This window comes from Candidatus Poriferisodalis multihospitum (assembly GCF_028283155.1).
Lineage (GTDB): Bacteria > Actinomycetota > Acidimicrobiia > Acidimicrobiales > Poriferisodalaceae > Poriferisodalis > Poriferisodalis multihospitum.
The window spans coordinates 17,208-37,513 of record NZ_JAPYOK010000100.1 but is presented as its reverse complement, the minus strand read 5'-3'; the positions used below and the strand labels follow the sequence as shown (position 1 = coordinate 37,513).

At 68.2% G+C, this 20,306-nt stretch carries 14 protein-coding genes; 4 read left to right on the top strand and 10 right to left on the bottom strand.

Annotated features, from left to right (window positions below):
• Positions 1-25: 25 nt before the first annotated feature.
• Positions 26-1,960, top strand: coding sequence for an ATP-dependent zinc metalloprotease FtsH (gene ftsH, locus VI480_RS11095; RefSeq protein ID WP_323672907.1), 1,935 nt, complete (start codon positions 26-28; stop codon positions 1,958-1,960).
• Here ftsH and VI480_RS11090 read toward each other — a convergent pair.
• The 5 genes from VI480_RS11090 to VI480_RS11070 all read right to left on the bottom strand — a co-directional run bounded on the left by VI480_RS11090 (position 1,957) and on the right by VI480_RS11070 (position 10,633).
• Positions 1,957-2,376, bottom strand: coding sequence for a thioredoxin family protein (locus tag VI480_RS11090; RefSeq protein WP_323672906.1), 420 nt, complete (start codon positions 2,374-2,376; stop codon positions 1,957-1,959). The genes ftsH and VI480_RS11090 overlap by 4 nt on opposite strands.
• Positions 2,377-2,383: 7 nt before the next feature.
• On the bottom strand, positions 2,384-4,048 hold the full coding sequence (locus VI480_RS11085) for a hypothetical protein (RefSeq protein ID WP_323672905.1): 1,665 nt from the start codon (positions 4,046-4,048) through the stop codon (positions 2,384-2,386).
• Complete coding sequence (locus tag VI480_RS11080; RefSeq protein ID WP_323672904.1) at positions 4,045-7,311, bottom strand: hypothetical protein; 3,267 nt, start codon at positions 7,309-7,311, stop codon at positions 4,045-4,047. Before VI480_RS11080 ends, VI480_RS11085 begins: the two co-directional genes overlap by 4 nt.
• 26 nt (positions 7,312-7,337) lie before the next feature.
• Positions 7,338-9,497: a SpoIID/LytB domain-containing protein gene (locus VI480_RS11075; protein ID WP_323672903.1), complete on the bottom strand. Its 2,160-nt coding sequence runs from the start codon at positions 9,495-9,497 to the stop codon at positions 7,338-7,340.
• A 155-nt stretch (positions 9,498-9,652) separates the two neighbouring features.
• Entirely contained in the window at positions 9,653-10,633 is a 981-nt protein-coding gene (locus tag VI480_RS11070; protein WP_323672902.1) for a GDP-mannose 4,6-dehydratase, read from the bottom strand.
• Positions 10,634-10,768: 135 nt separating this feature from the next.
• Between VI480_RS11070 and VI480_RS11065 the strand changes: the two genes are divergently transcribed.
• Genes VI480_RS11065 through cofE form a run of 3 tightly spaced genes read left to right on the top strand, consistent with a single transcriptional unit; the run spans position 10,769 to position 13,949 of the window.
• Positions 10,769-12,274 carry a cell wall-binding repeat-containing protein gene (locus VI480_RS11065; protein WP_323672901.1) on the top strand — a complete coding sequence of 502 codons (1,506 nt, stop codon included), beginning with the start codon at positions 10,769-10,771 and terminating at the stop codon, positions 12,272-12,274.
• Positions 12,271-13,242, top strand: coding sequence for a 2-phospho-L-lactate transferase (cofD, locus tag VI480_RS11060; protein ID WP_323672900.1), 972 nt, complete (start codon positions 12,271-12,273; stop codon positions 13,240-13,242). The genes VI480_RS11065 and cofD overlap by 4 nt, the downstream gene beginning before the upstream one ends.
• Positions 13,239-13,949, top strand: coding sequence for a coenzyme F420-0:L-glutamate ligase (cofE, locus tag VI480_RS11055; RefSeq protein WP_323672899.1), 711 nt, complete (start codon positions 13,239-13,241; stop codon positions 13,947-13,949). The genes cofD and cofE overlap by 4 nt, the downstream gene beginning before the upstream one ends.
• Here the strand turns inward: cofE and VI480_RS11050 are convergent.
• From VI480_RS11050 to VI480_RS11030, 5 genes are all read right to left on the bottom strand, one after another.
• Positions 13,946-14,998, bottom strand: coding sequence for an NDP-sugar synthase (locus VI480_RS11050; RefSeq protein WP_323672898.1), 1,053 nt, complete (start codon positions 14,996-14,998; stop codon positions 13,946-13,948). The two genes, cofE and VI480_RS11050, sit on opposite strands and share 4 nt — an antisense overlap.
• Before the next feature lie 22 nt (positions 14,999-15,020).
• A complete protein-coding gene (locus VI480_RS11045; RefSeq protein WP_323672897.1) occupies positions 15,021-15,905 on the bottom strand; it encodes a hypothetical protein in 885 nt (294 codons plus the stop codon).
• A 61-nt stretch (positions 15,906-15,966) separates the two neighbouring features.
• Positions 15,967-17,340, bottom strand: coding sequence for a UDP-glucose/GDP-mannose dehydrogenase family protein (locus tag VI480_RS11040; RefSeq protein ID WP_323672896.1), 1,374 nt, complete (start codon positions 17,338-17,340; stop codon positions 15,967-15,969).
• Positions 17,337-18,935 (bottom strand): LCP family protein, encoded by a 1,599-nt coding sequence (locus VI480_RS11035; RefSeq protein WP_323672895.1) that lies wholly within the window; start codon positions 18,933-18,935, stop codon positions 17,337-17,339. The genes VI480_RS11040 and VI480_RS11035 overlap by 4 nt, the downstream gene beginning before the upstream one ends.
• Positions 18,932-20,299, bottom strand: a complete 1,368-nt coding sequence (locus VI480_RS11030) for an FAD-dependent oxidoreductase (protein ID WP_323672894.1) — start codon at positions 20,297-20,299, stop codon at positions 18,932-18,934. The genes VI480_RS11035 and VI480_RS11030 overlap by 4 nt, the downstream gene beginning before the upstream one ends.
• Between the last annotated feature and the right edge of the window lie 7 nt (positions 20,300-20,306).

Below are 20,306 nucleotides of genomic sequence, written 5' to 3'. Positions count from 1 at the left end.
CGGCTCAGCCTCTTAGCATGAACCCATGGCATCTGAGGTGCCCTCGGGCGAGCGGCACTCCCGCGCGCGAAAGCCGCGTGCCAGCGAGCCTTCCGACGCGCCGGCCGACGACACCCCGAAAGACGGGCCCAGGCACAGCGCGCCGTCTCCGGCCGACTCCGGAGCCCGCCGGCGCGGCGAGCGCTGGCCCCGCTGGTCGATCTGGCTGCTCGCCATGGTGCTGCTGTCGGTGATGTTCCTGCCCGGGCTGCTGCGCAATGACGGCGGCGAGCCCATCGACTACAGCGCGTTCATCGCCGAGGTGTCCTCGGGAACCGTGAGCAGCGTCACGGTCACCAACGGCACCGGCGCCATCACCGGCGAGTACACCGACGGCACCAGGTTCTCCTCCGAGGGACCTGTGGAGCTTCCCGAGACCGATCTGCGAACCCTGCGAGAGCGCGAGGTGTCGATCGAGTTCCACACGGATCGGCCCAACCTGCTCGTCAGCCTGCTGCCGTTCTTGCTGCCGTTCGGCTTGATTTTCCTGCTGTTCTGGTGGATGCAGCGGCGGGCGCAAGGCCAGATGTCGGGGATCATGTCGATCGGCCGGAGCAAGGCCAAGACCTACACCACCGAGCGCCCCTCGACGAAGTTCGAGGACATTGCGGGCTACGACGGCGTCAAGCAGGAGATCACCGAAGTCGTCGACTTCCTGCGAACGCCCGAACGCTTCACGGCGATCGGTGCCAAGGTCCCCAAAGGGGTGCTGCTGGTGGGCCCGCCTGGCACCGGCAAGACGCTCATCGCCAGGGCGGTGGCAGGAGAGGCCGGTGTGCCTTTCCTGTCGGTGACCGGTTCGGACTTCATGGAGATGTTCGTGGGCGTCGGAGCCAGCCGCGTGCGAGACCTCTTCCAGAGCGCTCGCAAGCTGGGGCGGGCGATCATCTTCATCGACGAGATCGACTCGATCGGCCGCAAGCGAGGCGCGGGTCTCGGCGGCGGCCACGACGAGCGGGAGCAGACGCTCAACCAGATGCTGGCCGAGATGGACGGATTCGAGGAGAGCGGCGGCATCGTGATGATGGCGGCCACCAACCGGCCCGACATCTTGGATCCCGCCCTGCTGCGGCCCGGCCGGTTCGACCGCCAAGTGGTGGTGCCACTGCCGGAATTCTCCGAGCGCCTCGCCATCCTGGAGGTGCACTCGAAGGACAAGAAAACCAACTCCGACGTGCAGTTCGACACCCTGGCGAAGGGCACGCCCGGCATGAGCGGCGCCGACCTGGCGAACTTGGTCAACGAGGCGGCCCTGCACGCCGTCCGGCGCGACTCGGAATCGATCGCCCAGGCAGACTTCGAAGCGGCGCGCGACCGGGTGCTGATGGGCCAGCGTCGCGAGTCGGTGGCGCTGACAGAGCGAGAGCGGGAGGTCACCGCCTACCACGAAGGCGGGCATGCGCTGATCGCCACCCTGTTCCCGCACGCCGACCCTGTCCACAAAGTGACCATCCTGCCCACCGGTCAGGCGCTGGGTGTCACCATGCAGCTGCCCGAGGAACGACACGCCTACAGCCAGGAGTACATCGAGGATCGGCTGGCAGTGCTGTTCGGCGGCCGCATGGCAGAGGAAACCGTGTTCGGCGTGACCTCGACTGGGGCGGCGAACGACCTCATACAGGGCACCGAGCTGGCGCGCAAGATGGTTTCCGAGTGGGGCATGAGCGACCGAGTGGGGCCCATGGCCTGGGGCTCGCACGCGCAGGTCTTTCTCGGCGAGGATCTCGTGTCGGGACGCGACTACTCAGACGAGACCGCCCGGGTCATCGACGAGGAAGTCGAGCGGATCCTGCGGACACAGCAGGACCGGGCACGCAATGCGCTCGTCGAGCACCGCTCTGCCCTTGACCGCATTGCCGCGGCCCTGCTCGAGCACGAAACCATCACGGGCGAGCAGATCACCGCGCTCGTAGCTGGCTAATCGGCGCGGGGTACTGCCTGCGCCAGGGCCGCGGCCAGGCCGGACAGGTCAACGCTGCCGACCCAGCCATCGACCACGCGGCCGTCGACGTCGGCTACCACCGTTGTCGGCACAGTGTCGATGCCGTGCTGGCGATACAGCTCCTGCTCGACGCCGAACGGCACTTCGGCGACTGGCAACCCTGCGCCAGCGGGGCCTCGCACCACTGCGAGGGCTGATTGACAGGTGCGGCAGGTCTCTTCGGTGAAGACCACCAGCGCCGGGCCGGCCGGGATGCCCACCGCCGCGAGATCGACGACCGGGGGCAGTTCCGACCTCGGCACTGCCGTGGCCGATGCACCGCGGCGGCGCTGGGCGAGCGACGCGATCGCGATCGCGACAACGATCAGGACTACGGCAATGACGAGGCGCTCCATCAGCCGTTCACCAGGCCACCGGATGCGCCACGCTCAGGCCTGCATCGGACACTCGTGCCTGCCACAGCAGCACTGCGAACGGCGTGTCGGACACGAGAAGGCGGGCCGTGCCGCTGGCTAACCGGTGAGTGATCACACCCGATGCCGGCACGTCGATGACGGCCACCGTCTCGCGACTCAGCGTCGCGACCACCACGCGGCCATGGCCGCCTGCCAACTCAGCTGAATCGCCGTCATCGGGGGCACCGGTTTCGGACGGCGCGAACGGATCCGTCATAATCGTCACAAACGCCTCGCCACCGGATTGCGGCGCAATGACGACCAGCCACCGGTCGCCCGTCTGGACGACACCCGGCACGAAAGCAAGGCCCGACCGCGCCCGCAGTACCGGAGGGCGGGCCTCGACTGCCGGTTCGTCGACAACTCCGGCAGCGGCACCAGACTCTGTGGCGTCGGTTGCGCCGCCAGTCTGGGCCACCACCGTGACGGACTCGTCCTCCGACTCGGCTTCGGAGGCAGTATCCTGATCGGCACTGAGGTCGGTGAGCGGGCTCGCCGCACTGCCCACCAGCGCTTCTGCCCACACGACGATGGGAACGTCATTCTGCGAGGCAACCGACACACCGAAGGGGACTCCTGGTGTGGCGAGGAGCGTTTCCAGTCCCGGTGCCAGCTCACTGGGCGGGGTGACTTTCAACTCCACCACGTCGTGCGATGCCACGGCGAAGGCCAGATGATCACTGAGCGGGTCGTCGGACACGATGGACGCAGTGACTTCCGCCACATCGTCGGACGGGTTGAAGATCCGCACCCACAAGCGTGTGCCGTCGTCAATGCCGGCCACCGGCACAAGCCAGCGCCGGCCGGTGGCCACCGAAGCCAGCTCCGCAGCCAGACCGCGGCGGCCGACGCTCCCGTCGTAGGCCACGAGCGAGTCCACTGCGATCCGGCCAGCGCGGGCCCGTACTGATGCCGCCACAACGTCTCGACGGCGCGCATGCTCGCCGATATCGACGGCGACAGTGCTCCACGCAGGTACCACCACTCCCGTCAGCGCCGGCGCCACGAACGGGCCGAATTCTGCTTCCGATGCAAAGGTGACATCGACGATCGCGTCCCGGGGCAGCGGATTCATGATGGCCAGCACCGCCAGCGCGTCGGTCTGCGTATCGCCGACGGGCACGTACCAATCCGGAGCCAGCACGCTCGAACAGCGAGCCTCGTCGATCCCGAGCGGCGAGACAAACCTGCGCGTTACTGCCAGCCCGCCCGACGAAGACTCCACCAGTGCACCGGTGACCTCGTCACGCACATAGTCAGACGTGCTGACCACCCCGGTGCTATGCGGCGCAACGTCGGCCATCACATACTGCCGACCCGTTGTGCGTCCTCGGAACTCGACCGACACCGATGCCACCTCGGCCGTCATGTTGGTGAGCAGCACCTCTGTGGTGACCTCTCCGAAACCCTGGACTGGTCCCCGCAGGCCGACAAGGGGGCAGAACCAGCTCGATGTCAGCGCATCGGGGGGCGGCACCGCGACCTGCGCCTGCGCCTGCGGGCCTTCGGCCGCAACAGAGGTCGGCGCCCGGTCGTCGCGGGTGTCGATCACCAGCGCTGCCGCGAGTGCCAGCGGAATCAGCAGCCGGGGCAGCCATCGGATGACCTTCACCGCGTTGACCTCTTCATGAGCGCAGCGAGTCGGTCGGCGAGGGGGGTCGGCTGGCCGATCGCCACCCAGATCAGCGCCAGCCAGATCAGCACCTGCGCAGCGATCCGGTTGGACACCACGGCAGAACGTTCGAAGCGCAGCTCAGCCTGGCCGGCTTGGGACGGATCGAAGCGCATCGCCCAGCCCAGCGCCGGTGCCGGCTCAACTGCTGCAGCGCCTGCATTGTCCGCATTGTCGATGTGAAGTCGCCAGCCCGGATCGTAGGAATCAGTGACCAGCACGGTGCCGGCACCCACCGGTCCGAACTGACTAGTAGCCGACCGGTAGTCGGTGAGCACGCCGATGCCGTCGGTCAAGTCGCTCACGACGAGATCCACTGGGTCAGCGGCGAAGCCAGCCGGAATCGGCCGGGAGAACTGTGACCGCGACGACCACCACGCCTCGTTGCGGAACACTTGCACCGAGGGATCTGCCGCCAGCGGGCGCAGATCGATCTGCGAGGCGAGCGCTTCGGAGACCGCCGCGGACACCGGTCGGTCCCAGCCGTCGGTGTATGACGGTCCAGAGCGTTCCACTACCACGACATACCTGACGCCGAAAGAACCCAGCAACCGCCCTAATCGCAGCGTGTCGCCCGCCAGCCCCACCCGTACGGCGTTAGCCAGGCGTTCATCGCCGGGTGCTTGCGGCGTGGCCCACGAGTGCCGGATGTCGGGATACCCCCGCACCGACATCCCCATGGCGAGTCCCTCCACGCCGAGGTCGGAGCCGCGCAACGGCAAGACCTCGGGGGCACCGAGCCAGAGCACCCGGTAGTCGGGCCCGACGTCCCGGTCATCGACCAGCCCGAGCGGCACCCGGTGATCGAAGCTCGGCGCCGACCAGTCGCCGTCGATCGACGCCCACGCAGTCGGGAGCACCATGGCACCCACCGCAATGCCGCTCAGCAAGACCATGGCACTGCGGATCCGTGGAGGTGCGTCTGAGTCGGCGGTCGCCAGCGTTGCAGGCCCTGCTGCTGCGGCCCAGCACAGGCCGACAGCCCCGAATGCCAAGGACACTTCGGCGAGCGAGAGCTCCGGCGTTGCGCTGCTGACCAGCTGGTCGGCCCAGCCGGCCACGATGACCCATGCGAACGCGAAGCCGGCCAGCGCTACCAGCCAGCCACGCACCGCCAGCCACAGCCGGCCCCCGCTCCCGACCAATAGCGGCACTGCCGCGGCAGCCAGCAGACCCCAGCTGAGCGGCAGGTCGCCGAGCGGGCCGGTCTGGAACCGCAACAGCTCCCCCAGCGACAACGGCGTCGACGAGGTGCGGCCGCCGAGCGAGACTTCGAGGAAGGCGCGCAATGAACCGAACTCGAACAGCCAGGGAAGATGCGCCACCGCTGCGAGTGCCACGGCCACAGCTACCCGCAGCAATCCGGCGACCGGCGCGCCGAGCGGCTCACGGCGCGGCGCACGGCGCACCAGCTCGACCAAGGCGAGGGCCACCCCCGCCGCGGCGGCCAGCACAACGATGAACGGCTCGAACGCTGCCACAACAGCAAGGAGCAAGGCGAGCGAGGCCAGCCTGGCTGCCGTGCCGCGCCGGGAGCCGTCGCGTGGCGGCCGAGCAGCCGAGGTGCCCACCAGGCGGCTGGTGAGCAGCACGATCGCAGGTGCAGTTCCGTATGCCAGCAGTACATCCCAGCGGCCGGCCGCCAGCGCGTTGTACGGCAACGGGCACACGGCGTACAACACAAGGGCGACCAGCCGGCCATTGCGGCTCGGCCCGTCTTCACTCGAACCGGTGGCGCACAACCGCCACATGCCGACGGGGCCCGCGAGCACCAAGCCCCAGATAGCGATGTTCCTCAAAAGCCCGACACCGCCAAGCAGCACAGCGCCAGCGAGGCCTAGCAGGCCCATCGCGGGAGGGCCGATCCCGGCTGCACCGACCCCGCTGTCGCGCCAGCCGTCCAGGTACGCCCCGAGCATCGTGCCGGCGTCGGGGAAGTGTGCGAACTGGCCGTATGCCCCGACGCCGCCCGTGAGCAGGTGGCGCGAGCCGAAGGCGATCAGCCCGAGCACCCCCAGCCAGACCACCCACACCGTCCGGTGCGCATTGCGTCGCCAGGTGCCCAGGATGCTCTCGTCGATCGTGGTCCGTGCCGCCAGTCCGCCTTCTGGACTCAGGCGATAGCGGAACCAGTCGGCGACACGTACCGAACCGCCCTGCTGCAATCGGCGCAGATCGGCATCTCGCACCCGCCGGTAGCGCTTGGCAGCGCCGCGTAGTGCGAACGTGCCGCCGAGGTGGCGGGCGTTCCACAGCCATGCCAGTGCCACGTCTGAGGCTTGGGCGAACCGCCCACGCAGCGCGGCCAGCACCACCTCACCCGCAGCCAGCACTGCCGCAAGAATCACGGCAGGCAGCAGGTGCACCCACCCGTAGCACTTCGCCATGGTGCGCAGCCGGGCTCGATGCTCATGCTGGCGCGCCGAGGGCCCGTGAGCGGCCGGCGCTGTATCTGACTGCACCGTCCCGGTTGCAGACGGCACCACCCGGACCCGCGCACCTGAGAGCTGGATCCGCCAGCAGAGGTCGACAACAGCGCCGTCGCCTTCGAGCGCTGGATCGAAGCCGCCGACGATGCGGAAGATGTCCTCCCGCACCAGCATCGCCTCAGTGGGAGCCACGAACAGATCGCGGGCCTCATCGTGCTGTTCTTGGTCGAGTTCGTCCTGACCGGCGACGGGAATCCGGACCCCGAGGCGGTCAGCGGTGCCGCCAAGATCGCGCAGCGTCAGACCGTCGCTGGCGTCGAGCAGCTTGGGACCGGCGACACCGACGATCCGGCCCGGGACGTTCTCGGCATCGTCGACGAGAATGCTGATGGCATCGGATGCCAGCGCGACGCGATCGGACAGGAAGAGGAGGTAGTCGGCCCCCCGGACCAGCGATGCCCCCCGGTTGTTGACAGCGCCCATCCGCCCGCGCTGCCTCCCACGGCCTCGACTTCTGCGAGACGAGACGGGATCCGCAACAGCGGCGGTGGGAAGCAGCTCTCGGACCCGAAGCCCCTGCTCCCCTTCGGCATCGCACAGCACCAGCACCGCTAGCCGCGGGTAGTCCTGGGCGGCAAGCGCCCGCAGGGTGAATTCGGTATCGGACCACTGCGAGCCCGTCGTGACGATGGCAGCAACCGCAGGCGGAGGTGCCAGAACGGCTGGTTCCGCCTCAGCAGACGGCCGCAGCTCCTCCGAGGTTGGCGAACTCACGGCCAGCTCACTCCGCGCTCAGTCTCTCAGCGCACGGATTCGGCAGCGACGACGCCGAATCCGGCACGAGAGGTGCGGTAGTCGGGCGCGTCCCCGTAGTTGAAGCTGGTGCCGTCGCTCCACACCAGCCAGTAGCCGTTGCCAGTGGCCGTAGCAGCAAACCCGACGGCGCGCAGCCGGTTCTGGCGGTCGGCGCGATCGCCATGGTGGTCTGCCGCGCCGATGGCATGCACTGCTGTATCGGCGCCTGCGAGCCAGTAGCCCCCGCCGTCCGGTGAGGCTGCGAGACCGATGCCGGCCATGCCAGAGCGCAGCAGCGGTCCGCATCCGAGATCGCGTGCGTCGCCAAATGCCAGCACGCGCCCGTCGTCGAGCGCCAGCCAGTAACCGTCGCCAGTCGGCGAGGCCTCGATGTCGACGACCTCAGCAGCCAGCCAGAGATGCGCGATGGCGCCCCAGTGCCCGGCAGTTCCGAAGGCGAACACGTTGCCCTGGCTGGTCGCGAGCCAGTAACCGTTCCCATCCGGATGCGCAGCCATCGCCACCACAAACTCGGCCCCTCCGGCACCGACGGCGCTCCCGTGATAGGTGGCGTCGCCGAAGGATTGGACATCGCCGCCGGAGCTCGCGAGCCAGTAACCGTCACCATCCGGATGCGCAGCCATGGCCGTGAACCGATCAGATGACGACCGCAGCGTCCCGTTGCCGAGGTGCTCCGCTGTCCCATCGGCGATGACAGTGCCGTCGGACTTCAGCACCCATAAGCCGGGGCCGTCTGTTTCTGCCGGCGGATCCGGGGTGCCTGAAGCAGGCCGCTCGCAGGGCTGGCCGTCGGGGAACTGCGGGAAGCGGTACCAATCCGACCGCAGGGAGAATCTCTTGCGGAACGGATCGCGTGCCCACCGGTTCCACTGACCGTTCTCGACGCCGGAGTGCCCCTCGAAGTCCTCGATGCCGTCGGTTCCCACGATGCGCATGCCACGGGTCCGCCCTCCCCACGCCCCATTGCCATTGCGGTGGGTGATCTGGATGCAGACGAGGCTGCCGATGCTCGGATAGGCCGCCTCGATGTCTGATCTGCTGATGCGGAACTCCCATGCATGGTTGGAATTGCCGGCCGTCGAGTCGCCGAGGTCCTGAACGCCAGGGAATCGGGAGCCCTCGTCGAGCCCGGCCGTCCAGCCGCCGCTCGACGCGTGAAACTCAGCGAAGGCAATCGATCCATCGTCATGGACGCGAACATGGCCCGCCGTGTTCCGGATTGCGGTGTTGGTGTGGATGTACCGGGTTCCGTGATCGAGCGCGTTCCCGTCGCGGGCAGCGCCGCCGTACACCTGACAGTTCCACCAGTCACAGGTGTCGGTGAACCTCCCCTGGCTTCCGCTGCGCGCACGCGAGGCTGCCAGCGAGAGCACATATGAGCGTGCCGCGATGGCCTGCGCTTCGAGCGCGGCGATGCCACGCCCGCCGCCCGCCGCGCCCCACTCCGGAATGCTCTCGCGGGGCACGACGCCGCGCAGGTACTGCTCCAGCGGGACGCGGTTGAACGAGAACGGGCCGTTCTGGTCTACCACGCCGAGGGTGCCCCGGTAGGCGGTCCGCCTCGACTCCACCGCTGGGTCCCGGCTGTCGCAGTAGATCATCACCAAAAGCTGCGACTGGTCATCCACGGCGTAGTCGCTGTTCGACGGGACAGCTTCGATGTACCGATCGCCGCGGCGGCTCGACGCGGAGAGCCCATCGGCGGCGAGGTCGCCACGACGTCCGCAGCCGGCGCTTGAGCGCACCCAGAAATCGCCGGAGCTGACGCCGATCCGCACGACGTCGCCGCCGTCGAACTGCTGGTCTGCCACGGTGAACGCCGAGGCCGACGTGACCAGCAGGTCGTTGCGGTCGTTGCCGGTGAGATGCACCCAGACGTCGGGATTGCTCGCGGAGGACCGGGTGGTGTTGCTGTAGTAGTGCTCGACGATCTGGTCGCTGGTCCAGCGATGGTCGACGGCATAGCCCAGCGCACCCCACTGGCTGAGCCCGTTGCCATGCCCGAAACCCCGGCCCTCCACGACGATCACACTCGGGGCCAGCTCCGCGGTCTGTGCGCCGGCCGGCGGCACCGCGAACGCCAGGGATCCCGCCGTCACCGCACACGCCATCGCCATGCCGGCGAGCCGGCGCCGCTTCGCCATTCGGCTCAGCCTCTGGGGGAGTTCCCGCACCCCTGTAGTGGTACCGGCCTGCGGGTGCTGCCGGTCGGATATTGCGCCGGATGCGACCGGCGCTCGCGCCTGAACGCGCCGGTGCCATCTGCTGCCCCCGGGGCAGGAATCCTGCAGCGGAGTCGTCACTTCAGCTTGCGCCGCTCGATCTCGATGTCGTTCGTGACCATCGACGTCACCAGCTCTTCAAATGACATCTGCGGCTCCCACCCCAGTTCGCTCGCAGCCTTGGAGGCGTCGCCGACCAGCAGGTCGACCTCAGCAGGCCGGAAGAACCGGGGATCGATCCGCACGTAACGCTCCCAGTCGTCGATGCCGGCTGCGGCGAAGGCGAGCTGCACGAAGTCGCGCACGGCGTGCGTCTGGCCCGTTGCGATGACGTAGTCATCGGGCTCGGGCTGGGAGAGCATGAGATGCATCGCCTGCACGTAGTCGCCAGCGAAACCCCAGTCGCGCTTGGCGTCGAGGTTCCCGAGTGCCACCTCGTCCTGCAGTCCGAGCTTGATGCGCGCGACGGCGTTGGTGACCTTGCGGGTCACGAATTCGAGGCCCCGCCGGGGAGACTCGTGATTGAACAGGATTCCGCTGCAGGCGTACAGCCCGTAGCTCTCCCGGTAGTTCACGGTGGTGTTGTGCCCGAACACCTTGGCCGAACCGTATGGGCTGCGCGGGTGCAGCGGCGTCAGCTCGTTCTGGGGTGTCTCGCGTACCTTGCCGAACATCTCGCTGGAGGAGGCTTGGTAGAAGCGAATCGGGTTGTTCACACCGCCCACCAGTCGGATGGCTTCCAGCAATCGCAGCACACCCAATCCGGTGACGTTGGCCGTCAGCTCGGGCTGCTTGAACGACAGCGCCACGAAGCTGATGGCGCCGAGGTTGTACACCTCGTCGGGTTGGGTGTACTCGAGTGCCGCGATGAGCGACGCCAGATCGGCGAGGTCACCAGGCACGAGCTCGACATAGGGCAGATCGGCTGCCATCGTCTCCGAGCGCGGATTGCGCTGGCCCGTGATCAACCCGACCACCCGGTAGCCCTCGCCGTGCAGGTGCTCGGCCAGGTACTGGCCGTCCTGGCCGGTGATTCCGGTGATGAGGGCCGTCGGCACGGGTCGGCTCCGGTTCTCCGATTGCAGGACAGGCGTGTAGGGGCGCAGTTCAGGGTACGGGTCACCGCCAACGCTGTGAAGTCACCACCGGAGGCCTCACCCGCATGGACGACGGGTTCCGGTACGGTGCCGCGGATGGCACGCTGCCCGCAATACGGCTGGTTTCGCCCGTTGCGTGCGGCAGCGGCGATGCTGCTGGCTGCAACAGCGATCGTCGGGACCGGAAACGCAGCGGGAGCTGCGTCACGTGTCGATTCGGATCGGCTGTGGGGTGCCGACCGCTATGAGACCGCGGCGAAGATCGCCGAGGAGTATGCAGCCGCCGCTGGTCCCATCGACACGGCCATCGTGGCCTCCGGCGAATCGTTCGCCGACGCGCTGGCGGCCACTCCGCTGGCACGCGTGCGCAATGCACCGATCTTGCTGTCGCCGCCCGATGAGTTGCACCCGGCAACCCGCAGCTTCATCCAGCGGCACCGGATCGACGACATCATCATCGCCGGCGGCACCACTGCCATCTCCGACGACGTCGAAGATGCGCTGGCCGCCTTGATCAGCGGCAGGCCCGAGCGGCTGGAGGGTTCCGACCGTTACCGGACCGTGGTCAACATCGCCCGCGAGATCGAAGTCCGAGAGATCGGTGACTACTGCGGGGACGGGCGCCGTACCGCCCTGCTGGCGACCGGGGAGAAATTTGCTGATGCCCTGGCGTTGTCGCCGCTTGCCTTCTCAGGCCCGCATCCTGTGCTGCTCACCGAGCCCGACCGGCTGCCGACAGCGGTCAAGAACTTCGCCACTGACTACGCGATCCAACAGGTGCTGATTGCGGGCGGACCGGCGGCGGTCACGCCCTCGGTCGAGACTGAGCTCACCGCTGCAGGCATCAGAGTGCAACGCCTGTGGGGTCAGGACCGCTTCGAGACGGCCGCCGAGATCGCCGAAGCGCTAGCTGACCGCTGCTTCGGGTCCGATGAGTTCGGCCTCGCGGACGGCCGGAAGTTCCCCGACGCGCTGGTCGGCGGCGCACTGCTGGGTCTGCGGCGGGCACCGCTGTTGCTGTCCGAGCCGGCTCTGCCCGATGCGACACGCAGATTCCTGGCCGGCCCGGTTCCCGATGCGGGCACCGTACGGCTCACGATCTTCGGCGGGCCCGCCGCGGTGTCCGATTCCGCAGCGGCGGCGGCGACCGACGCGCTCAGAGGCCTGGACCGCGAGTGCGATCCCCGCGCGGACGCATCCGGAGCGCCGCGTGACGTGACAGTGCAGCCGCTCAACGGCGCCCTCGAAGTCCGCTGGGGGGCCCCGGCCGCAGTCGGCAGCAGCGGCCCATCTGGCTACCGGATCAGGTACCGGCCCGTCGGGGGGCAGTGGATCACGATGCGCGATGTCAGCTCGCCCGCGACCATCTCGGGCCTCCAGAACACTGCCCTCTATGAGGTGCAGGTACGCGCTGACGGCAGTGGCTACGAGGTGTGGAGCCCGAGCAGCTACGCGACGCCGTCGGATGCGGTGGGTGTCGCTGCACCGTCCTCTCCGGGCGGCACGAGCCGAAGCCTGCGTGCCACCGCTGTGTCGCTGGCCGCCGGCCAGCAGGCCAACACAGCTGCACCAGACTGCCCGCCCAAACAGGCCTCGGCATGATCGCCTCGAACTCTCGATCCGTCGCCGTGCTGGCCGGCGGCGTCGGCGCCGCCCGGTTCCTCAGCGGGCTGCTGCGCGTTTGCCGGCCCACGGATGTCACTGCGATCGTGAACGTCGGCGACGACTTCACGCTGCACGGCCTTGACATCAGCCCCGATCTCGACACAGTCACCTACACGCTCGCTGGCCAGATCAACCCCGAGACCGGCTGGGGCCGGGCCGGCGAGACTTGGCGCGTGCTCACCGAGCTGGGACGCCTCGGCGGCCAGGACTGGTTCAAGCTCGGCGACCTGGATCTTGCGCTGCACCTGTTCCGCACGCAGCGACGCAGCGACGGTGCATCCCTGTCGCAGGTGACCGGCGAGATTGCTGCCAGCTTCGGGCTCGAGCTGACGCTGCTGCCGGTCAGCGACGATCCCATCGCCACCCGCATCACGCCGGCTGAGCCCGACGGAGCAACCGAGATCGACTTCCAGGAGTATTTCGTGGCTCACCGGCACGGCATCGCCGTGCGGTCGGTTCGCTTCGCAGGCATCGAGGGGGCCAAGCCGGCACCGGGCGTGCTGGATGCGCTGAGCAGCGCCGGCACGGTGGTGGTCGCGCCGTCGAATCCGTTTGTCTCGATCGGCCCCGTCATCGATGTGCCCCAGGTGCGCGAGACGCTGCGCGGCCGACGAGGCAGTGTCATCGCCGTGTCACCCATCGTGGGCGGCGCATCGATCAAGGGGCCGGCCGGAGCCATGATGCGCGAGCTGGGCCACGAGCCCAGCGTCGTCGGCGTGGCACGGCTCTACGCCGAGTTCGCAGGCACGTTGGTGATCGATCACGCCGACGCCGAACTCGCTCCCGCCGTGGCCCAGGCGGGGATGACACCGGTGGTGACCGACACGATCATGGCCGACCCGGACCGCGCGGCCGGGCTGGCCCGAGCGACGTTGGAAGGCGTCGGCGCAAGAATGAGCACATGACCATCGAATTGCATCCGCTCGAAGGCATCGGTGAGATCACGCTCGGTGCCGATCTCGGAGCCGTCATCGCCAGCGCCTGCGAGGCGTCACCTGCCGGCCTGCAGGACGGCGATGTACTCGTCGTGACGCAGAAGATCGTTTCCAAGGCTGAGGGCGCCATGGAGCAGATCGACCCCAACGATCCGCTGTCGCACAAGCCCCTCGTCGAGCGTGAGTCAGTCCGCATCCTGCGCCGGCGCGGCGACCTCATCATCAGCGAGACCAAGCACGGATTCATCTGCGCAAACGCAGGAATCGATCTGTCCAACGTCGAACGGGGTTACGCCGCGCTGCTGCCCGACGACAGCGACCGCTCCGCCAACAAGATCCGAGATCGCATACGGGCGCTGTCGGGCCGCGCCGTCGGGGTGATCATCTCCGACACATTCGGGCGCCCGTGGCGGCGCGGCGTCACCGATGTGGCCATCGGCTGCGCGGGCATCGCCGCCGTCGTCGACCTGAAGGGCACTGCAGATGCGCTGGGGCGAGAGCTGATGGTCACCGAAGTGTGCGTGGCCGATGAGATCGCCTCCGCTGCCGACTTGGTGTGCGGCAAGGCGCGGGGCGTACCGGTTGCGATCGTGCGCGGGGTCGACCCGAGTTGGCTGCGGCGTGCCTCGGTGCGCTCAGAGATCATCAGGGATCCCGCCGAGGACCTGTTCCGTTAACTGTCAGACACCAGCTCCGGCGACGGTTGGCGCTGTGCGCGCAGCACGGCGCCCGGGGCGACCCGCTCGCCGCTGCCGATCACGGAGCAATCGCAGAGTGTTGCCCCGGCTCCCACGACAGCGCCCGCGCCGAGCACCGAATCGATCACGATGGCGCCGGCGGCGAGGCGGCAGCCGTCCCCCACCACTGACCGCTGCACGACAGCGCCCGGTCCGACCTCGCACCCGCTGCCGATGACTGACGTGCGTATCTGCGCATCGGGATGAATGCCGTCCGATGCCGCACTGATGCCATCGGTCACCTTGGCGGCGACGCGCCGGCCCGCGAGAACATCCAAGTTGGCAGCGAGGTATTGCTGCGGCGTGCCCGTGTCGAGCCAGTACGAGTCGGCGACCAGCGCTGCCAGCGCCCCGTCCGCGACGATCTGAGGGAAGATATCCCGTTCGATGGAGACAGGCCGGTCGGGCGCGATGCGATCGAGCACCGCCGAAGTCAGCACGTAGGTACCGGCGCTGATCGTGGGCCGATCGCCGCCTCGCGGCAGCGTTGCAGGGGCCGAACCCGGATCCGGCTTCTCCGAGAACGACAGCACCCGGCCCGACGGATCTGCCGCCACGAGGCCGTATGGCGAGGGATCAGCGACCGGCTGCAGCGCAATGGTGGCTTCCGCTCCCGAGCTGGCATGGAGGCTCGCAAGTGCGTCCACGTCGAGATCGGTCAGCACATCGCCATTGAGCACCAAGAAGGTGTCCGTGATGCCGCTGGCTTCCGCGGCAAACCGCACGGCTCCCGCGGTGCCGCGCGGGTCGGGCTCAACGGCCACCTGATAGGCGAGCTGTCCGATGCGACCGCGTGGGTAGGCAACAGTGAACGCCTCGGCCCGGTAGCCCAACGAGAGCACGATGTCATCGATCCCGTGGCTGTGCAGGTGCTCGCAGACCCATTCGATCATCGGCCGCCCGCACACCGGCAGCATCTGCTTGGGGGTGTCGTTGGTCAGCGGGCGCAGCCGGGTGCCGAAGCCGCCTAGCAGCACGATCGCCTTCATCGCGAACTACCGGCACGAGGAATCAGGATGTTGCACCAGACGGTTCAGTGCCAGTCGGCTCTTCCTCGGGAGCAGGGTCGGGGGACTCGACGGGCTCGGAAGTCTCGGAGGGCTCAGCGGTGGCCGGAAGATCGCCTTCGACTGGCTCACTCCCGCCGTCGTCGTCGAGCACTGGGCCTTCTTGATCCGTGATGCCGGCAAGCGGCTGATTCGCCGGCGGCAAATTGAGGTAGGAGCGGAGGAAGTTGTCGTCAGGTCGCGGGATGTCGGCGTCGTCGACGCTGGGATGAACGAAGGCGAACACGAAGATCTGGCCGTCGCCGAGCAAGCGCACATCGCGCAGATCCTCGGTGAATGCCAGTGCCTTCTCTGCCTGCAGGGTTTCCCAGCGCATAATGCGCAGTTCAGCCGCCGGTGCAGCGACATCGGGGTTGTCGCTGTCGGGATCAGGAGACGCGCAGCCCTCGCCGGACTCGTCGAGGAAGGTCCTGCCGGGCAGCTCGATCCTCGAGTCGGTCAGTTCGAACTCGATCTCGCGCATGAATGCCCCGATCGTGGCGAACTGACCGGTGACTGTTGAAACGAATGGGTGGATGTGAATCAATCCGTCGCCGTGAGTATGGATGCCGGTGGAGTCGTCTGCGTCGTTGGGGTAGAAGTCCAAGATGAACTCGTCGCAGTCGTAGATCGCGTAGAGCGAGTGCCAGTGATCGCCGATGCGCGGTGGGCCGGCCGGCGCGTTCTCGGCCCGCTGGACGCGCGCGAAGAGGATCAGCACGACGCCCAAGGCGACGACGAGCAGCATCGCCGCCGGGAACAGGATGTCGCGCCGGGGGCGGAAGCTCCTGCCGCTTCCGCCGGCGCTCGCTGCTTTGGCAACTTTTTTGGCAGCGGCTGATCTCGCCATACGGGGCGACAAGCTACCGGCGCTCGAGGCTCTATCTGCGCCGGGCCCGATGCGCCGGCGCTCAGCGCCGGCCGAGGCCCTCGTAGGTGAAGCCTGTAGCGCGCAGCTGGTCCGCGTCGAGCAGGTTGCGTGCGTCCACGACGCGGGCTGCGGCCATCTCCGACGCGGCCCGATCCCAGTCGAGGGCCGCGAACTCGGGCCACTCGGTCAGCACGACGGCTACGTCGGCACCATGCAGGGCTTCGAGCGCCGAGTTTCGGATGTGCAGGGTCGCTGGCAGTTGCGAGGCGATGTCGGGACGGTCGTCGAGGTCGACCAGTGCCGGGTCGTACGCCACGAGGCGCGCGCCCGTCGCGCTCAGCCGCTCGGCGACCCGCAGCGCAGGGGAGCCGCGCAGGTCATCAGTGCCAGCCTTGAAGGTGAGTCCCAGCAGGGCCACTGTGACACCGTCAAGGTCGGCAGATCCCGGGGCTCCGTCATCGGCAGTGGGATCCGTCACGTCGCCTGACTCGCCCACGACCATCCGGGCAACCTTCGCCACCACCCGGTCGAGCTGCTGCTCGTTGACCGCAATGACGCCTTCGAGCAGGTCGAAGACGTAGCCGGCGTCGTTGGCGACCGACACCAGCGCACGGGTGTCCTTCGGCAGGCACGAGCCGCCCCAGCCGGGACCGGGCTGCAGGTAGGCCGAGCCGATGCGGTGATCGGTACCCACCCCGGCAAGAACTGTGTCGACATCGGCGCCGACTGCCTCGCACACGGCTGCGAGCGCATTCACGAACGAAACCTTGGCGGCCAGAAACGCGTTTGCCGCGTACTTGACGGTCTCGGCCGATGTGGGATCGCTGAGGATCACCGGCGCTTCGACGCCCGCATACAGCGCCGCAACCCGGCGTGCCACTGAGGGATCTTCGGCCCCGATGACGATCCGATCAGGTGACAGGAAATCGGCAACCGCCGAGCCTTCTCGCAGGAACTCGGGATTCGACGCCAGCGCCACATCGGTGCGCCCGAGCGCCGCGGCAATCTTGGGCGCGGTTCCCACCGGCACAGTCGACTTCGTCACCACGACCGAGCCTGGCTGCAGGCGAGACGCCACCGAATCGAGTGCCGCCAGCAAGTAGCTGAGCTCGGTCTCGCCGTCGGCACGCAGCGGCGTCGGCACGCAGACGAAGACAAAATCGCACGTGCCTGCGACGGCTTCAGCCGAGATCACAAACCGGAGGCGACGCTCGGCTATGCCCTCCGCGACGAGCCGATCCAGATTGGCTTCGCGAATCGGCACGACACCGGCCGACAAGGACGCCACCTTGGCCCGGTCGATGTCCGCGCAGATGACGTCGTGGCCGAGGTGGGCGAAACACGCGGCTGTCGTGAGTCCGACGTAGCCCGCGCCAACGACGAGGATGCGGCACTCGGGCGATGTACCGCTCATGGCGCCAGCTGGTCGGCGGGAGGCACGTCGACCCTCCGGTAGCCGGGATCGATGCGAGGCGGTTCGTCGCCGATGTGCAGGATCACCGTCGTTGCGTCAAGCTCGGCATGGCCGGCGAAGTCTGGCACAGGCAGCAGGTGACTGACCAGCAGGCCGGCAGCGAGCCGTCCCTGCGGGGCCAGATAGACGACGGTGCCTTCCGGAGCGTGCGAGATGCCTTCGGGCATCGGCCCCGCTGCCTGCGCGTCGAACCCGAGCTCGCTCAGCCGTGCAGCCACCTGGTGCCGCGCCGTCCCGGTGACCTGCACCCGCACGCGCGATTCGACGATGTCGTCCCAGCCGATGCCCCGGAACACGTCCAGAACCCGTTGATTGTGCTCGGCGCGCAGCGGATCGAGCCCGAGCGACCATCGCACCGGGTCGTGTACGTCAACGACTCGCAGCTCGTAGTCCTCGACGTCGACATCGACGTCGAGGCCGGCGAACTTGTCCGCGAGTCTCCGGCCGTCGTTGACGATGCTCAGCGTGTCGGACGTGGACAGATGGTCGGCCGCGATGTCCAGCACCGCGAGCAGGTTGATCGGGTTGGCAAGCAACGCTGGTGCCACTTGCGCAGCTGCGGTGCGCATGAATCCGCGCTGGCGGTCGGTACGGGCGAGATCATTCCAGGCGCCATGCCGCTGCCAGGTCCCGTCAGGCAACTGCTCCTCGAGGTGGCGGCTGCGGACGTACGCAAGCGCCTGCCTGCCGTCGAGGACATGGGTGCCCGCCCCGGTGACGAACCCGCTCCGGCTCTCCGTCGGATCGGTGGCGTTCTCTTTCGGCTGGTCACGCAACGGCCGGTCGAAGGTCATCTCGACGCCGCCCACAGCATCGACCAGCCGCAAGAACGCCTGGAAATCTGCCTCGACGAAGTGCTGCAGCGTGATGTCGAGGTTCTCCTCGACGGTGTCGATCAGGCGGGCTGCGCGCGCTGCCGTGGTGCGGTCGCGGTTGTAGGCGCTGTTGATCTTGGCGATGACACCGGTGCCGGCGATGTCGCTCGTGCCGGCAATCTCCGCTGCCAAGTCCCGCGGGATGGACATCATGGCCGCGGTGCCGTCGTCGCGCAGTCGGATCACCATCATGACGTCCGCTAGCCGGTTCTGGTCTGAGTGGCCGGCGCGCAACGGATCATCGGCAGCGAGTCCCAAGGGGCTGTCGGTGCCGACCAGCAGGTAGTTCTCCCCGTCCGGACCGCCCGGCAGCACCGGCTCGCCTGCGGCGAGGTTCCCAGCGCTTGACGAGCCCGAGAACTCATCCTGCTCGCCGAGCACGGCATCGTCGCCGCTGGCATCGTCGCCGATGCTCGCGCCGTCCCCAGCGGTCGCGCTATCGGGATTCGCCGCGGCCGTGCGGGATTGGTCGATGAGCACGTCGGCGGCGGTCACCGGCTGCTGGGGAGCGGATGTCAGCACGTCCGCCAGCTCGTGTCGTTCGATCCTTCCGAGCTGCAGCAGCACGAATGCGGACGCACCAGTCGCCACCGCCCCGATAAGAGTCAGCACCGCCAGCGAGATCAGAATGAGGCGAGTGCGCCAGCTGCGGTGATTCACTCAGCTGCCTCGGAGAGGGCCTCGCTCAGGGACGGGTATACGAACAGGCTCTCGGCGATGTCCTGGACGCGCAGGTTCGCGCTGACAGCAAGAGCCACCACAGAGATCAGCTCGGCCGCGTGCCGGCCCACGATGGAGCCGCCCAGCACTTGGCCGGTCAGCGGGTCGGAGACGATCTTCACGAAACCGCGGGGGTTCTCCTCGATGAGTGCTTTGGCATTCGCGCCGAACGGCACCTTCGTGACGCGAATCTTGCGGCCGGTAGCGAATGCTTCCGCCTCGGCCAGTCCGACATCGGCGATCTCGGGCTCGGTGAAGATGGCCGATGCCGCCTTGTCGTAGTCGAGATGGCGGTGCGGGCGGGTCTCGTGCAGGCCCATGGCGTGCTCGACGATCTTGCGTCCCTGCATCGCCGCCACCGATGAGAGCGGCAGCTTGCCCGACAGGTCGCCCGCCGCATAGATGCTCGGCACCGACGAGCACAGGTTGTGGTCGACATCCACATAGCCCTCGCCGTCGACTCGCACTTCGGTGTTCTCCAGCCCCAAGCCGTCGCTGTTGGGAATCGAGCCGATGGCGAGCAAGGCGTGCGTTGCCCGTACCGTGCGACCGTCGCTGCACACGACCGCGACCGCATCGCCGTCACGCACAATGTCCACCGCACGTGCGCCCTTGAGCATGGCGACACCGAGATCACTGAAGGTCTGCTCCAGCACCGCGGCAGCTTCGGGGTCTTTATGGGGCAGCACTTGCTGCCGGCTCACGATCAGCGTGACTTGGGAGCCCAGCGAGGTGAACATGTGCACGAACTCGACGCCCGTCACCCCCGAGCCCACCACCACAAGGTGCTCGGGCAGCTCTGCGGGCGGATAAGCGTCGCGGGTGGTCAGGACCCGCTCGCCGTCGATGGGCGCCCACTCGGGGATGCGGGGCCGGCTGCCGGTCGACAGCACGACGACATCGGCCGACATCTCGACCGCCCCGTCGGCGGTATCTGCGCAGACTTCGTTGGGTCCGAGCAGGCGGCCCGAGCCCGACAGGATCCGCACACCCTGGCTGACCAGCATCTGCCGGGCAACCTCAGCGAGGCGGTCTTCGATGTCGCCGATGCGCTGGCGGAGGTGCGGGGTATCCACCGATGTGGACACATTGGCGAGGCCCAGCTCGTCGAGATGACCGGCGAAGCTGAGCGCCGAACCGGTGGCGATCATGGTCTTGGACGGCACGCAGTCGCGCAGGTGGGCGGAGCCGCCCACGATGTCGCGCTCGATCAGCGTCACGTCTGCGCCGTAGCGCGCCGCATAGGTAGCCGCCGAGTGACCCGCCGGGCCACCGCCGATCACGACGAACCGCTTCTGGGCCATGGTCCCG